Consider the following 17,163-nt stretch of genomic DNA (forward strand, 5'->3'; position numbering starts at 1 on the left):
ATTCAGCGATACAAGTGATACATCACCTTTTTTTGGGTATAGTGATAATTGAGAGGTGAAAGTCATGACAACAATTCGTATTCACGGTGCAAAACAAAATAATTTGAAAGATGTTTCTGTCGATATACCCAAGCATCAAATAACGGTTTTTACTGGTCGCTCAGGTTCAGGAAAATCTTCATTAGTATTTAATACCATTGCTGCCGAGTCAGAACGTCTTTTAAATGAAACATATTCTACATATATACAACATCAATTAACTCAATATTCAAAACCAAAAGTAGATTTGATTGAACACCTACCAGTTGCTATGATTATCAACCAAAAACGATTGGGTGGTAATTCGCGTTCTACAGTAGGTACAATATCTGATATATATGCTTCAGTGAGATTATTATGGTCTCGAATCGGAGAACCTTTTGTGGGTTACTCTGACATATTCTCATTTAACAATCCTAAAGGGATGTGCGATACATGCTCAGGTCTAGGCTATGTGGAAGATATAGACTTAAATGAGCTGTTAGATTTCAATAAATCATTAAATGAAGATGCGATACGATTCCCCTCTTTTAGACCGGATAGTTGGAGAGGAAAGCGTTATTTATATACAGGGTTATTTGATAACGATAAAAAATTAAAAGATTATACACAAGAAGAACTTAATACATTGCTATATACAAAGCCTACTAAACTGAAAAACCCACCTGATAATTGGCCTAAAACAGCCAAATTCGAAGGTTTAATTCATCGGTTTAGACGTTCTTTTTTACTCAATGATAATTTTGAAAAAAATAAATTTAGAGATGCCATAGATCGTGTCGTAACTTCAAAAGAATGTCCGAAATGTCATGGAAAAAGATTACATCCATATATTTTAAAATGTAAAATTAATGGTTTTGACATCTCAGATTTCACTCAATTATCCATAGATGATGCATTAGATTTCATTAAAAACATTCACTCAGATAAAGCCCGCGTCATCATTGAACCGCTACAGCAACAATTACAATCTTTAAGTTATATCGGGCTTAATTACCTAACTTTATCTAGAGAAACTACCACGCTTTCTGGTGGTGAATCACAACGTATTAAATTAATAAGACACCTTAATAGCCCTCTAAGCGATCTAGTTTACATTATAGATGAGCCTAGTGTTGGTTTGCATCCTGATGATATACAACGTATAAATGAAATCATACAATCTTTAAAAGACAAAGGAAATACTGTGTTGGTCGTTGAACATGACCCTGATGTTATACGTATTGCTGATCACGTTGTAGATTTAGGTCCACTTGCTGGAAAAAACGGTGGAGAAATTACATTTACCGGGTCTTACAATACTTTATTAAAATCAACTACGATTACAGGCGTTGCTTTACGAAGAATGCATAATCTTAAATCACAACCTAGAGAAATCCAAGATTATATTAAACTTTCTAATATTTCTCGTAATAATTTAAAAAATGTTTCAACTAAAATACCTAAACAAGCTATGACTGTAGTGACTGGTGTCGCAGGTTCCGGCAAAAGTTCATTAATTCATGAAGGATTAGGTCAGTTACAAGACACTATTTTTATTGATCAAAAACCTGTACATGCATCAAGTCGTTCTAACTTACTCACTTATTTAAATATATTTGATGAAGTACGAAGCTATTTCAGTGAAGAAACTGGATTAAAAAAATCTATGTTTAGTTATAATTCAGAAGGCGCCTGTCCAGAGTGTCATGGTAAAGGAATTTTAAAAACTGAGCTTGCATTTATGCCAGATTTTACTCAAACATGTGATGTTTGTGACGGCTTAAGATATAAACCAGAAGTTCTTGATGCAAAAATAGCTGGTTATTCAATCGCAGATATTCTTGCGCTAACTGTAGATGAAGCAATCGAATTCTTCCATTCAAAACACAATATTTCAACACCTTTAAATGCTTTAAAATCCACGGGACTTAATTATATGACATTAGGTCAAACATTAAATACATTATCAGGCGGCGAAATTCAACGTGTGAAACTAAGTAAATATTTAACACGTACTGTAAATCACCAAACTTTTGTCTTCGATGAACCTACAACAGGATTGCATGAAGATGACATACCTATCTTATTAGACTGTTTTAATCAACTCATTGATGACAACAACACAGTAGTAGTAATAGAACATAACTTAACCATGATGACTCATGCAGACTGGATCATTGATATAGGCCCTTATGCTGGTGGACAAGGTGGTCAATTGCTATATGAAGGAAAACCAAAAGGGTTATTAGACATTAAAGCTTCTGTAACTGCCAAACATTTACTAAGATATTTAGGTAACTAGATTGAACCTTTGGTATTGTTGTTTATTAACGATATCGCTGTAATTAAAAAATGGTAAGCAATCAAAATTTGATTGCTTACCATTTTTATTATATGCCGATAATCTTTCCGTAAAATGACTAACAGTAAGTCAAAAATATTAGTTACAATCCAAACGTTGCTTTAATTAGCGATGTAGTCTCTCCGCCAGGATAAATTACATAGAGTAAAGCATAAACTGCTACACCAGTAATTGCAGTAAAGAACCATATAATCGATGCAATCGGGCCGACAAATCTATGCACTTTAAATTTCTCTTTAAAGGCCGTGATGATTTGTGATACACCTAAAATTGCACCAATTGTTGCTAAATTGATATGGAATACTAAGAATATTGTGTAATAAATTTTCACTGAATCTGGACCGCCGAAAGCAGTATTACCAACGAAAATCGTTCTTGAAGCATAAATGATAAAGAATGCGAGTGCAAAAAACGCTGCGCTTAGCATTACTTTTTTATGACTTTCAATTTCTCTCTTCCAAATTTTGCGCCAACCTATTGCAACTAAGATCGCACTAATAATAATAAAACTTGTACTTAAAGTAGGTAAAATTGGTAAATTCATATAATACATCCTCATTATTAATTATTAGAACATTTGAATTAATGACACGACGACAACGAGCACAAAGAATACTACTAAATAATTCAATGAATAAATAAACATTTTTGTTGCCCATTTCGTTTCATCTAAATCTTTCTTAAAGCTTGTTAACCACATGTACACCCAACCTAAATTCAACAATGTTGCGATTACAATAAACGTTGTGCCTAAAGTGCTAAGTAAAAATGGTAGTGGTAATAAGAAAACAAGCCATATTAACATGCTTACTCTCGTACGACTAAACCCTTTAACGGATGGTAGCATTGGAATATTTGCTAATGAATATTCATCTTTACGCTTAATTGCTAACGCATAAAAATGAACCGGTTGCCAACAGAATACTACTAAGAATAGTGCTACTGCTACCAAACTGATGTTTCCTTCTATTGCAGTCCAACCAATTAATGGTGGCACTGCACCTGGAAAACTACCAATTACTGTATTCCAAACTGTATGACGTTTAGACCAAATAGAATAAAACGAAACATACCCAACGATTCCTATCAAGCCAATTACTCCCGAAGGTATGTTTAACGCAAATAGAAATGCCTCCCCTATAAGCATCATTCCAAAACTGAGAATCAATAGATTTCTGTCTGAGATTCTCTCATTAACTGTTGGTCTCTGTTGTTTACTTGGCATGATACTGTCAATATCTTGATCATAGTAATTATTTAAAGCACATGCGCCCCCATAATTAACGTAGAGCCCACCAACATCATTAAGATTTGTGGTATTGACGAGAGGAAGGAATGATTCGCCAACACAATTGCAAGCCATGAACCAGCAAATGCAGGCAGTAAGTTTCCTTGTACAAGTCCTGTTTTGATGATTTGCTGTAACTCTTTAAAAGTTACACGACTAGAATTATGTGACAAAGTTTGTTCTTTGTTCATAATTTCCCTCCTATTTTTTTCATATAATACAATGATATATTAAATTTGTGTTATTGACTACATTTATGTAAAGTTATTTGTGACACTTTAGCGACTTTCACAAATAGTCATTTTTGTGACACAATTTAATCTATATTTCTTGTTATAATGTTAGTTAAGATTTATTTAAATTTTATAAGTATGTTTTTTCGAGATTAATAATTACAATAATTACAACAAATAATGGTACAACTGAATGTAATTTAATGTCTCAAGAATTTTACATATAAGTGGGGGTTAATTCTTGTTTAGCAAAAAAAACCTAAAATGGTTATCTGTTTTAGCAACACTCATTATGGCTTTTGTTCAATTGGGTGGTGCCTTAGTTACCAAGACTGGTTCAGCAGATGGATGTGGCTCTGACTGGCCATTATGTCATGGTGCATTTTTACCTCAAAATTTACCAATTCAAACGTTGATTGAATTAAGTCACCGTGCAGTTTCAGGCATATCCATGCTTGTTGTCTTATGGTTAGCGATAGTTGCTTGGAAACATATTGGTTATATTAAAGAAGTAAAACCTTTAAGTATTATAAGTGTTGGATTCTTAGTCATCCAAGCGCTTGTTGGTGCAGCAGCAGTAATGTGGCAACAAAATTCTTATACGTTAGCTTTACACTTTGGTATTTCATTGATTTCATTCTCATCAGTGTTTGTCTTAACTTTAATTATTTTTGAAATTGATCGAAAATATGAAGCTGATGAACTATTTATCAGAAAACCATTAAGAATTTATACATGGATTATGGCAATTGTTGTATATTTAACTATATACACGGGAGCACTAGTAAGACACAAAGAAGCCAGCTTAGCATATGGTAAATGGCCACTGCCATTTGACGATATCATACCGCATAATGTACAAGACTGGGTAAACTTTACCCATAGAGGTATGGCTTTAATTGCTTTCATTTGGATATTATTAACATTTATTCATGCAGTAAAAAATTATAGCCATAATCGTACAATACGTTTTGGTTATACATCTGCCTTTGTCTTAGTAGTTTTACAAGTTATTACAGGTGCTTTATCTATGATGACAAATGTTAATCTATTCATTGCTTTGTTACATGCGCTATTTATTACTATATTGTTTGGCTTAATAGCTTACTTTATAGTACTAATGCTTCGAACAATTCGAAGTGGCGGATAAATTAGATTTTATTGGTTCATAAACAATATAAGTATGTAGATAAACCAAATGCTAAAAAAGCATTTGGTTTTTTTATTGATAATATTCATTAAAGCTATTTTCATTAAGTGGGTTATATATTCATAGTTATTTGCGTTGTATTTTTAATAATTCAACTAATTAATTATTAAAAATGACAATGCTTTGAGCGGACTCCTGAGTTGTTGTGGAAGCACTAGTTGAAGACTACAGATTGAGAGTGTCCCGCGGAAAGTGTACAACACATAAAAAAATTCAGAGACTTTATTGACTCTTAGAACTACCCTTTTCTATTAAAGTTTTTGACATATAAAACAGCCGTCAAATTCCCATTTAAGAAATCTGACGGCTGTTTGATTGTAGAATAAAAAATTTAATCTACTGGCTCTTTCTCAATTTCAATTAATAAGTCACCTGTTTGGATTGCTTCTCCACTTTGAACTGTAACCTTCTTAACCACACCATCAAATGGTGATTGGATTGTAGTTTCCATTTTCATTGCTTCTGTAATTAATAAAGCTTGACCACTCGTAACAGATTCACCTTCTGAAATTTTGACTTCAGTAACTGAACCTGGCATTTGAGCGCCGATATGATTTGGATTTAATTTATCTGCTTTAGGTTTCACACTTTCACTTGCCTTGACGTTTTCATCTTGAATGAAGATACGACGTGCTTGACCATTCATATCATAGAAAATTGTGCGAATACCTTTTTCATCAGGTTCTGTAATTGTCTTAAGTGTAATAATGAGTCTCTTACCTGTATCAATTTCGATTTCTACAGTCTCGTTAGATCTCATACCGAAGAAGAATGTTGGCGTATCTAATAATGACACATTACCGAATTGTTCTCGCGTTGAGATAAACTGTTCATAAACTTTAGGATATAACACATAACTGATTATATCTTGTTCTGTAACTTCTCTTTCTTGTTTCTCTTCTAATTCTTTTCTTACAGCTTCAAAATCTACAGGTTCTAAATATTCACCTGGTCTATCTGTTAAAGCTGTTTGACCTTTTAGGATGACTTTTTGCAATTGTTTATTAAATCCACTTACTGGTTGGCCAATTTCCCCTTTAAAGAATGATACAACAGATTCCGGGAAGTCTAATTTATAGCCATCATCAATGATAGTTTGCTCATCTAAATCATTTTGCACCATGTATAAAGCCATATCACCTACCACTTTAGAAGAAGGTGTTACTTTTACAATATCGCCAAATAAGAAATTAACACGTTTGTACATTTCTTTTACTTCATTAAATCTATTGCCTAGACCTAAACTTTTAGCTTGTTGACTTAGGTTTGAATATTGTCCCCCTGGCATTTCGTGTTGGTAAATTTCAGTATTAGGTGATTTAATATCACTTTCAAAATCACTGTAATACTGACGCACTGTACCCCAATAATGAGATAATTCTTCCATACCATCAATATCCGCTCGTACATTTCTACCAAAACCATTTAATGCATAGTATAACGAATTAGAACTTGGTTGACTTGTTAGGCCACTCATTGACGCTACAGCAGTATCAATGACATCTACACCAGCATCTATCGCTTGTTTGTATACAAGTATGCCATTACCACTTGTATCATGCGTATGCAGATGGATAGGTAAATCTACTGCAGCTTTTAATTCTCCAATTAACTCGTTCGCAGCTTTAGGTTTCAATAAGCCCGCCATATCTTTAATCGCTAAAATATGGAAGCCTTCTCTTTCAAGTTCTTTCGCCATATTCACATAATATTCTATTGTGTACAGGTCAGAACGATTCGGATTCAAAATATCGCCTGTATAACAAATTGCGCCTTCTGAAATTTTACCTGCTTCTTGTACTGCTTCGTTTGCTACTTTCATTTGATCTACCCAGTTTAATGAATCAAATATACGGAATACATCAATTCCAGCATCTGCACTCTCTTTGACAAACTTTTTAATTACGTTGTCAGGGTAATTTTTATAACCGACTGCATTAGAAGCACGTAGTAACATTTGGAATAGTACATTTGGAACAGCTTTTCTTAATCTTTCTAATCTTTCCCACGGGTTTTCTTTTAAGAAGTTAAATGCGACATCAAATGTTGCACCACCCCACATTTCTAATGAAAAACTATCTTTCATTACATCTGCAGTTTTAGAAGCGATGTTCATCATATCTTTCGTACGTACACGAGTAGCAAGTAATGATTGATGTGCGTCTCTAAATGTCGTGTCTGTTATTAATACATCTTCTTGTTGTTTTAACCAATCTGCAACTGCTTTAGGGCCTTGTGCGTCTAAAAGTTGCTTAGTACCTTCTAATTGTTCAACCTCTTTTTTAGCAATCTTTGGAATTGGAGATGCTTCATAAATCGGTTTTGGTCGTTTTTCAACATTCGGGAAACCGTTAATTGAAACATTACCTATATATTCTAGTGTTTTCGTACCACGATCAAGTGTTGGTGCTATATCAAAAAGCTCTGGCGTTTTCTCGATGAATTTTGTTGTATAATCGCCGGTTTTAAATTGTTCATGTCTCATCACATTAATCAAGAATGGCACATTGGTTTTAACACCACGTATTCTCATTTCTTGTAACGAACGATCCATTTTTTCATTTGCTTGTTTAAATGACATCGCATGAGTAGATAGTTTCACAAGTAATGAATCATAATAAGGTGAAATTTCTGCACCTTGGAAACCATCACCAGCGTCTAATCTAACACCAAAGCCACCACTTGAACGATAAGCTATGATTCTACCCGAATCAGGCATGAAATCATTTGTAGGATCTTCAGTAGTAATACGACATTGTATAGCGTACCCTAACGTTCGAATATCTTTTTGTTTGGGCATGTTTATTTCATCATCAAATAATACTTCACCGTCTGCTACAAGTATTTGTGTTTTTACAATATCCACGCCTGTTATCATTTCAGTAATTGTATGTTCAACTTGTACACGTGGGTTCACTTCTATGAAATAGAAATCATCTCCTGATACTAAAAATTCTACAGTACCAGCGTTAACGTATTTTATATTTTCCATGAGTTGGATTGCAGCATCAGAAATACGTTCTCTTAAATCATCAGACAAAGCAACAGAAGGTGCTACTTCTACTACCTTTTGATGACGTCGTTGCACTGAGCAATCACGTTCATATAAGTGAACGATATTCCCATGTTCATCACCGATAATTTGAACTTCTATATGTTTTGGATTATCGATATATTTTTCAATATATACTTCACTATTACCAAATGATTTTTCAGCTTCAGACTTAGCACGGTGGAATGCGTCCTCTAATTCATCTTCTGCATAGACGATACGCATGCCTTTACCACCGCCACCGCTTGTAGCTTTAATCATAAGTGGATAGCCCGCTTCATTTGCAAAAGCTATAGCATCTTCTTGATTATCAATTGGTCCATCAGTACCTGGGATAACTCTTAAATCTGCTTTAATTGCTGTTGATCTTGCTTTAACTTTATCCCCAAACATATCTAAATGCTCTACACGTGGTCCAATAAATTTGATGCCTTCTTCCTGACATCTGCGTGCAAATGTTTCATTTTCACTTAAAAAACCATAACCAGGATGAATTGCATCTACATCGGCACGTTTCGCCACTTCTAAAATGCGTTCAATATCTAAATATGATTCTGCAGGACCTAAATCTTCGCCTACTAAGTATGATTCATCTGCTTTATATCTATGTAAAGACCCTTTATCTTCATTTGAATAAATCGCAACTGTTTGTACATTTAACTCAGTTGCTGCTCTAAAAATCCTTATTGCTATTTCTCCACGATTGGCTACCATAAGTTTATTTATTTTTTTCACAACATGGTCCCCCTTAAAATTTGAATTTTCTAAAAAGTTTGATATAGAAACCATTATAGCAAAATGCGAACAATGTATACAAATAAAAGTTTGTTCGTTTATTCTAGAAACACTTCTTAAACTGTTGAATTATGATCACTGAATGATAAAATTTTATCTGTATGTGATAGTCTCTAAACACTGTAGTATACTCGCATTTCTATGGAATTATATCATAGCTTAAGTATAATAAAAAATTATTAAAATCGATAACTTTTTATTATCATTAACTTTAAAAACACTAAGTTTTTCAAAATTAAGATGTCTGATTATAAAAATAAGCAAACGTTTTCAACATTTTACTGTTGTAACGTTTGCTTTTACAAATTACATATTTATATCATAACTACCATAATTAAGTAACTTATGATCTTCTAGAAATTCCTACATTATCGTTAATTTTATTTGCTTTTTTCTTTCTTAATTCTTCGATTTTAATTTGTTTCGCTGTAATTAGCAATAGACCCATGGCGATACTTAAACTTATCATTGAAGAACCACCAAAGCTTATGAATGGTAATGGTACACCTGTTAATGGTATTGTACCTGAAATGCCACCTAAGTTAACAAACGTTTGACTGCCGATATAGCTTGCAATACCTACACAGACCAACTTGTAAAAGTAAGAATTGGTTTTATTTGCAAGTTCAAATGCTCTGTAAACTATAAAGAATAATAAGCCTATAACCACGACGCAGCCTATCAAACCTAACTCTTCAGCAATAATTGAAAATATAAAATCAGTATGTGGCTCTGGTAAGTATCCTAATTTCATAATACTATTACCTAACCCTCGTCCAAACAATCCGCCATTTCCGATTGCAATCAAGGAGTTAGAAATATGATACCCAGCACCTTCTTCATTACTAAATGGATTAGTTAATGTACTAAAACGCGCAGTCAAGTAATCTGGAACTAATCCTAACAGCAGGAACAACCCACCTATAATAACTACACCGAATAAAATCATCAAACCATATTTAAGTGATTTTTGAACACCAATGCCTGCATAAAATATGATTGAAAAGAAGATTATTAAAATTAATAGTGTTTGGCCTACATCTCTTTGTAAAAGCACAAGTGCTATACAAAATGAAGCCAAAATAATTGGTGATGTTAATAGTTTAGGATTTTTAAAAACTTTTGGTCGTTTCTTTTCTATCATATAAGGTATATATACAATTATTGCAATTTTCAATAGTTCCGAAGCTTGTAGATTCATAAACCCTAAATTGAGCCAACTTTTCGAACCATTAATATTACTTCCTACAAGTAAAGTTGCTACAAGTAAAGCAACCATTATCATCATCATCCATTTCTGAAATTTGATGGATTCAAGGAATTTGACATTCATAAAGAAGGCCATGAAAAAGACAAGAATTAAACTCATGATTACATACATTAATTGTCTTGTATAAAAGTAAGTCCCAGTCACTGGAACGCCACCTGTCAATGAACCTTTTGTAGCTGCAACCATACTTGCACTATATACCATTACTAAGCCTATAAGACATAATAAAATATATGTAATTACTAACGGATAATCAATATATTTGGCATTTCTACCAATATATCGAAAAAATTGTTTTATGTTATTCATTTGACATATCATCCAATTCTAATTATTAATATCATTTATCATTACTAGCTCAAATTCGTAACATTAAAACGATATTTATTGTTGTAAATCGTCTTAAGATATTGGGTCTGTTTCATAAAAAATAAATTACACTTTTAACATTATATCAAACATCACTATAATATTTCGAACAAATATAACACTAAATACCATTATTTTAACCATTAATTTCGTCATTTGTCTATTTTGAGCAAAAGAAAATGGCTGCGATGCAATCAACAATATATTGATGTCCCAGCCACTCTGAAATATGTTATGTAGTTTTGAAGATACTACTTATTCAAGTTGTGTGTATTTTCAAAGCTGGTTAAAATCTTTCCAGCCAAAAAATCTATTTATTTAACCATATTAAACATTAGTAAATGCGTCATGCAATTTAGAAAGTTCTTTTTCTAATCGTAGCATTAAATCTTTGCCCACTTCTATATCGACTAAACCAAGTTGAACAGCAAAATCTACTTCTTTTTGCAATCCAAACATTTGTGTATCGAGTACTTCTTCATATAACGGGCATTGAGGTAACGTCAGATTATCCATTTGTACTTTTATAAGTTGGAGAATCCTATCAGCATCTTTATTCAACTGGTCATATGCCGCATTGTTCATTTTTTGATTTTTTACCAAGACATACTCCCCCTATCAATTGTAACTTTATATGTAGAAGTGTATCTTACTGATTCATAAAAAGCAAGTGAATTCCTTAATATACTAAACCGTGTTATTTGTGATAATATTGATATTAAAGAAATCTTTATCTCAAATATATTTTTTACAGAATCGTCAGACTACTGACATCCGTTGTGAAAACGTTTTATTTCAACACAGTTTTTAATGTACAATGAGTATAGAAGTGTTCACTAACAAGTGAGAAACATTCACAAAAAGTTCATTTTTACATATTTTTGTTATAAAGATAGATAAGATATACAAATAGGAGTGGGACTATGATTCAAATTAAGGGCGCAGTTAAATTTCCAATATCATTAGATAGTACAACTTGGATTTTTGATGATAGAAAAGTACAAATTGAAGATTTAGAAAAAGGTGTATTCGACGGTACAAAACCAATCAATTTTGACGATAACCGTGAATGGAATCGTGCAATTTTGGAAGGCCAAACTAATCCGCCAACATTAAATTCTGAAATTAAATATAAAAGACGTGCAGTATTGGAACAATCATTTGTTATCAATATGACACCTTTTTTCAAGAATGCTGAACCACATGATTCTGCAAAGATCATCCGTTTATATAATGAGAATGATGCCATTGAGGTTCCGATTGATTTATTACCTTACCTCTTTTTCCAATTCGCTAAAGATGGTAAAAGATTATATGATGACTATAGTGTAGATAGCTTTGTTTACATTCCAAATGAAGGTTATCCTTACCAATTTGCATACGTTACTCATATTGAGGTGATCTAAGTATGAAAAAAGTTCAATGTATTATTTGTGATACAGAAGTATTTATCGATCAAAATACATTAGAAGCGAAAAGACTTAGAAATGATCCGATGCACACATTTATGTGTGATGAGTGTAAAAGTAGACTTGATACACCTAAACAGCGCAATCAAGTAACAACTTACAATCATCTCTAACACAAAATTTTATTACACAATAATTTAATAAACAAACTTTATAATTATAATAGCTAATTGTTCAATAATTACGAGCCGTAACTAAAATGCAGCTCAAATTGTTAAATGCTTAGCTATTTTTATATGTTATAAATCATCAAGTACATATAATGTTAATAGCAATATACTTTTAATTTTATTAACCACATTATTTTAAATGACAATTTTAAAATAAAAGAACCAAACTAGATAATATTAACTAGTTTGGTTCTCATATCAAATCTTTTTTAATTAATCATCTTCTTGCATCAATTGTTTGATACGTTTAGATTCTTTTTCACGTGCTGATTTTTCTAGCACTGTTTTTCTAATACGAATATTTTCTGGTGTAACTTCTACAAGTTCATCGTCATTGATAAATTGTAATGCTTCTTCTAATGTTAAAATTCTTGGGCGTTTCATACTTACAGTTTGGTCTTTATTAGCAGAACGTACGTTTGTTTGGTTCTTTTCTTTCGTAACATTAACTGTTAAGTCATTATCACGGTTATGTTCACCAACAACCATACCTTCATATACTTCAGTACCAGGTTCCATGAAGTTTGTACCACGGTCTTCTAAGCCCATAATTGCATAAGCACTAGCTTTACCTTGATCAAGAGATACAAGTGCACCATTTCTTCTGCCACCGATACGACCTTTAACACGTGGTCTAAATTCGTCAAATGTATGGTTAATGATACCGTAACCACGAGTTTGAGACATAAATTCTGTAGTATAACCAATTAAACCACGAGCAGGAACCATAAAGATAATACGAGTTAAGCCATTATCTGTTGTAACCATATCAAGCATTTCACCTTTACGTTGGCCTAATGACTCGATTACAGGACCTGTATATTCTTGTGGTACTTCACATTGTACACGTTCAAACGGTTCACATTTCACACCATCAATCTCTTTTAAAATAACTTGAGGTTTAGATACTTGTAATTCAAAGCCTTCACGTCTCATGTTTTCTATTAAGATTGATAAATGTAATTCTCCACGACCTGCAACAACCCATTTATCTGGTGACTCAGTTGGTGTAACTTTTAATGAAACGTCTGTTTCTAATTGTTGATCAAGACGTTCTTGAATTTGACGAGATGTTACATAATCGCCTTCACGACCTGCAAATGGTGAATTGTTAACTCTAAATGTCATTTCAAGTGTTGGTTCATCAATTCTTAATACAGGTAACGCATCTTGGTGATCACTTGGCGTTACTGTTTCACCAACGTTAATATCTTCCATACCCGATACGGCAATTAAATCACCAGCATATGCTTCGTTAACTTCTTCACGTTTTAATCCGAAGAAACCAAAGATTTTTGTTACACGGAAGTTTTTAACAGTACCATCTAATTTAATTAAAGATACACTGTCTCCTACACGCATTGTTCCTCGGAACACACGTCCTACACCAATACGTCCTAAATAGTCACTATAGTCTAATAGTGCAATTTGGAATTGTAGCGGCTCTTCTCTATTATCAACTGGTGCTGGTACATAATCGATAATTGTTTCGTATAAAGATTGCATATTTTCATCTTGTTTTTCTGCATCTAAACTTGCAGTACCATTTACAGCTGATGCGTAAACGACTGGGAAATCTAATTGTTCGTCAGAAGCTTCTAACTCGATAAATAGGTCTAATACTTCATCTACTACACCTTCAGCACGTGCTTCTGGTTTATCAATTTTATTTACAACTACAACTGGTTTTAAGTTTTGCTCTAATGCTTTTTTCAATACGAAACGTGTTTGTGGCATCGTTCCCTCATAAGCATCTACTACAAGTACAACACCATCAACCATTTTCATGATACGCTCAACTTCGCCACCGAAGTCAGCATGTCCTGGTGTATCTAAAATATTAATTCGATTGTCTTTATAGTTAACTGCTGTATTTTTAGCAAGGATTGTGATACCACGTTCTCTCTCAATATCATTAGAATCCATTGCTCTTTCGTCTACTTGTTCATTTTCACGGAATATTCCTGATTGTTTTAATAACTCATCTACTAGTGTTGTTTTACCATGGTCAACGTGAGCGATGATAGCTATATTACGAACGTCTTCTCTTCTATTAGTCATTTATACAAATTCCTTTCTCGAGTAAATTCCCACTTTTCTTTGCAACTTTTTTATTATATCATATAATTGGTTAAAGAAAACTATAAAGGTGTGGTAGTATGCAACAAAAAAAATCGAAAGCAATATTCTGGGTACTTGCTGTAGTAGCTGTAGTATTCTTGCTTTTATTTAGCTTTAGTTTAGCTGCAACAAATGTTCCATTGATGATTTTAACACTTATATTATTCATTGCAACATTTGGTTACGGTTTCACTTTAAAAAAGAAATATCGCGAAAACGATTGGCTATAATCGAGTCAAATTTTATATACAATCTATAAAAGCGTCTCAATTCTAAAAAATAGGATTGAGGCGCTTTTCATAGGCTGTTTTTTCTTCTAAAATAATCTTTTATTATTTATTTTTTAAACGTTGTTGCAATAATCCAATGATTTCATTATTTTTTTGAAAATGTTGTTCAATGAGTTCAGCGTGTAATTGTTTATTCGCCATTACAATAGAACTAGGTTCATAAATTGATAATGCGTCTCCCATTAAATCTGTACCTTTTCCACCTACTTCATTTAAGATGATGTGACCACCAGCAAAATCCCAGGGTTGTAATCGAGGTGTAATATATCCAGCTAATTTTCCGGTTGCGACATGAATAATTTCTAAAGCAGCTGATCCATAAGCTCTGGCACTCCTGGATTCTTCTACTATAGGTTTAAATAATTCTCCTAAACGAGGCTTGGTTAGCCAATTAGGATTAATGCCAATAATACTTGTACTTAAAGTTGTCGATTTTATTTCAGGAAGTCGATTTTCATTCTCGAATGCTCCTTCTCCAACCTTAGCGTGATATAGTGCATCGTTCATCACATCATATACAAATCCTGCATATGGCTGCCCATCATTATAAATACCGATAGAAATTGCAAAATTTTCTTTTTGATGAACAAAATTCAATGTGCCATCAATTGGATCAACTACCCACACAACCCCCGTCACGTTGTTAAGGTCATGACCATGCCCCTCTTCACCAATGACATGGTGGTTAGGATATGTTTTTAAAATATTTTCAAAAATATAGTTTTCTGTAGCTTTATCTACATTAGTCACTAAATCATTAGGATTTGATTTTGTTTCTATCTCTATATCTTCTTTCATTATTTTTTTTACATTATTCCCTGCCTCTAATATGAGACCTTTAGCAAACTCGTAAACAGTCATTGTATCAGCTCCTTATGGACTTCTCATTATACAGTAATTAATACTTAAAAAGTTAATACTTAACTTTTCTAATTTCTAATAATAATATGTATAAAAATATATTTTGTATATTTTATGATTTCTTACATGTATACCCTATTTAGTCTTTTCTACACGTGCACCATAAAGTTATGTTTTAAGGTGCGCAAAATGGGCAAAGACAATGTTAAACCAATTATATTATGCTACAATACAAACGTAAATAATGTTTACAGGAGGCCCCAATGACTAAATACATATTTAAACCTAAAGATTTCAAAGCATTCACAGTTGATGGTCTTGATGCAAGAATGGAAGCGTTAAATGAACGTATCCGACCACAACTTAATGAATTAGGTGATTATTTCGCACAATATTTAGAAACAGTAACCGGTGAAAAATTTTATCCACACGTAGCTAAACATGCACGTCGAAAAGTTAACCCACCAAAAGATACATGGGTCGCATTCGCTACAAATAAACGCGGTTATAAAATGCAACCTCATTTTCAAATAGGTCTGTTTGAAAATCAATTATTTGTCATGTATGGTATCATGCATGAAACAAAAGACAAAGCACAACAAATAAAAGCTTTCGAGGACCAATTTGAAACACTTAAAAATTTACCAAATGACTATAGCATTAGTCCTGATCATATGAGCCAAGAAAAATTTTACATCCATGAAATGTCAGATGAAGACCTAACAAAAGCGCTCAATCGTGTTAAAGAAGTTAAAAAGGTGAGTTCTTTGTAGCTCGTACATTGTCACCAAATGCTGAACAATTACAAAGCGATAAAGTCTTTTTAAACTTCCTCGAAGAAACCTTCGAACAATTACTCAAATTCTATAAATAATTCATCTGATATATCTAAAAAGCACGTTACTTAAAATAAATTTAAGTAACGTGCTTTTCTATTTTTACCAATTTATCTTTATAAATAATTGTCAGATACATTTAGTAAATATACGGGTCATCATCTTTTTTTCGTTTCATTTCTGCCTCAGGATCCATATCTTGCTGCTGGGGCTTTTGTTTTTCTTTTTCGTTATTATAAATATTATAATTTGGCATCTGATTGATGTGATTAGCTTGATTATTGTCGTCTTTTTTAACAAATAGCATAATACCAACAATAAACCATAAAATCATCGCAATAAAGTTGCCACCAAACATACCAATAATAGCAGAAACGATAAATAAACATCCTGCGAGTATGCGATTGCCTTTAATCGTAAATACTGCAATAAAAGCTAAAATCGTTGAAATAAGTGTAAAGACACCTTGGAATATGATAGAAGCTTTAAATGCTTCTGGCGACATTTCTACACCTTGTTGTTGGTTCATTTCATTAAACACTTCTTTAAATTCTGGCACGTTGATGAACGCATATACAATTATCGAAAATATTAAGAAAATTAAACTAAGACTATTTGCTATCCAAGCTAGAATACGTTCTGTTTTCCTACTCATACTCTTCCTCCTATAAATTCATTAATTATATCATAGCAAATTTATGAATAATTAAAAATAACCACGACCTATCGCTAAATAATATTATGTTAGAGCAATATAAATAAAAACCCGATTGCCGCACATCATGTGAGCAATCGAGTTTATTAATCGAATAACAA

General features: G+C 32.7%; 12 protein-coding genes and 2 pseudogenes. 6 read left to right on the forward strand and 8 right to left on the reverse strand.

The annotated features are described in order from the left end of the window. Positions 1-64: 64 nt before the first annotated feature. Positions 65-2,323 carry an ATP-binding cassette domain-containing protein gene (locus AOB58_RS04455; protein WP_064783026.1) on the forward strand — a complete coding sequence of 753 codons (2,259 nt, stop codon included), beginning with the start codon at positions 65-67 and terminating at the stop codon, positions 2,321-2,323. 142 nt (positions 2,324-2,465) lie between these two features. Here AOB58_RS04455 and AOB58_RS04460 read toward each other — a convergent pair whose 3' ends face one another. Together AOB58_RS04460 and cyoE are read right to left on the reverse strand one after the other, a co-directional pair. Beyond that, positions 2,466-2,927, reverse strand: a complete 462-nt coding sequence (locus tag AOB58_RS04460) for a DUF420 domain-containing protein (protein ID WP_002507982.1) — start codon at positions 2,925-2,927, stop codon at positions 2,466-2,468. Between the two features lie 24 nt (positions 2,928-2,951). Next, positions 2,952-3,862 (reverse strand): annotated as a pseudogene (gene cyoE / locus AOB58_RS04465) (heme o synthase). 283 nt (positions 3,863-4,145) lie between these two features. Here cyoE and AOB58_RS04470 point away from each other — a divergent pair. Continuing rightward, the gene (locus AOB58_RS04470; protein WP_002507984.1) at positions 4,146-5,054 is read left to right on the forward strand and encodes a COX15/CtaA family protein; all 909 of its coding nucleotides are present in this window, start codon (positions 4,146-4,148) and stop codon (positions 5,052-5,054) included. Between the two features lie 391 nt (positions 5,055-5,445). Here the strand turns inward: AOB58_RS04470 and AOB58_RS04475 are convergent, their stop codons facing one another. The 3 genes from AOB58_RS04475 to AOB58_RS04485 all read right to left on the reverse strand — a co-directional run bounded on the left by AOB58_RS04475 (position 5,446) and on the right by AOB58_RS04485 (position 11,185). Further along, entirely contained in the window at positions 5,446-8,901 is a 3,456-nt protein-coding gene (locus AOB58_RS04475; RefSeq protein WP_046465180.1) for a pyruvate carboxylase, read from the reverse strand. A 403-nt stretch (positions 8,902-9,304) separates the two neighbouring features. After that, a complete protein-coding gene (gene ftsW / locus AOB58_RS04480) occupies positions 9,305-10,540 on the reverse strand; it encodes a cell division peptidoglycan polymerase FtsW (RefSeq protein ID WP_064783027.1) in 1,236 nt (411 codons plus the stop codon). 387 nt (positions 10,541-10,927) lie between these two features. Further along, positions 10,928-11,185 carry an Fpa/YlaN family protein gene (locus AOB58_RS04485; RefSeq protein ID WP_031265880.1) on the reverse strand — a complete coding sequence of 86 codons (258 nt, stop codon included), beginning with the start codon at positions 11,183-11,185 and terminating at the stop codon, positions 10,928-10,930. Positions 11,186-11,523: 338 nt separating this feature from the next. Between AOB58_RS04485 and AOB58_RS04490 the strand changes: the two genes are divergently transcribed. Together AOB58_RS04490 and AOB58_RS13300 are read left to right on the forward strand one after the other, a co-directional pair. Then, complete coding sequence (locus tag AOB58_RS04490) at positions 11,524-12,006, forward strand: hypothetical protein (RefSeq protein ID WP_064783028.1); 483 nt, start codon at positions 11,524-11,526, stop codon at positions 12,004-12,006. Positions 12,007-12,008: 2 nt separating this feature from the next. Next, positions 12,009-12,182: a DUF2197 domain-containing protein gene (locus AOB58_RS13300; RefSeq protein ID WP_002507989.1), complete on the forward strand. Its 174-nt coding sequence runs from the start codon at positions 12,009-12,011 to the stop codon at positions 12,180-12,182. A gap of 270 nt (positions 12,183-12,452) precedes the next feature. Here AOB58_RS13300 and typA read toward each other — a convergent pair whose 3' ends face one another. Further along, complete coding sequence (typA, locus tag AOB58_RS04495) at positions 12,453-14,300, reverse strand: translational GTPase TypA (RefSeq protein ID WP_021338663.1); 1,848 nt, start codon at positions 14,298-14,300, stop codon at positions 12,453-12,455. A gap of 98 nt (positions 14,301-14,398) precedes the next feature. Here typA and AOB58_RS04500 point away from each other — a divergent pair, with 98 nt between their 5' ends. Further along, positions 14,399-14,590: a DUF5325 family protein gene (locus AOB58_RS04500; RefSeq protein ID WP_002507991.1), complete on the forward strand. Its 192-nt coding sequence runs from the start codon at positions 14,399-14,401 to the stop codon at positions 14,588-14,590. 102 nt (positions 14,591-14,692) lie between these two features. Here AOB58_RS04500 and AOB58_RS04505 read toward each other — a convergent pair whose 3' ends face one another. Beyond that, on the reverse strand, positions 14,693-15,511 hold the full coding sequence (locus AOB58_RS04505) for an inositol monophosphatase family protein (protein WP_021338662.1): 819 nt from the start codon (positions 15,509-15,511) through the stop codon (positions 14,693-14,695). Positions 15,512-15,774: 263 nt separating this feature from the next. On the opposite strand from AOB58_RS04505, the pseudogene AOB58_RS04510 reads away from it, so the two are divergent. Continuing rightward, positions 15,775-16,385 (forward strand): annotated as a pseudogene (locus AOB58_RS04510) (YktB family protein). Positions 16,386-16,486: 101 nt separating this feature from the next. Here the strand turns inward: AOB58_RS04510 and AOB58_RS04515 are convergent. Further along, the gene (locus AOB58_RS04515; protein ID WP_021338660.1) at positions 16,487-17,002 is read right to left on the reverse strand and encodes a DUF4064 domain-containing protein; all 516 of its coding nucleotides are present in this window, start codon (positions 17,000-17,002) and stop codon (positions 16,487-16,489) included. Positions 17,003-17,163 lie beyond the last annotated feature (161 nt).

It is taken from the genome of Staphylococcus sp. AntiMn-1, assembly GCF_001663395.1.
Lineage (GTDB): Bacteria > Bacillota > Bacilli > Staphylococcales > Staphylococcaceae > Staphylococcus > Staphylococcus equorum.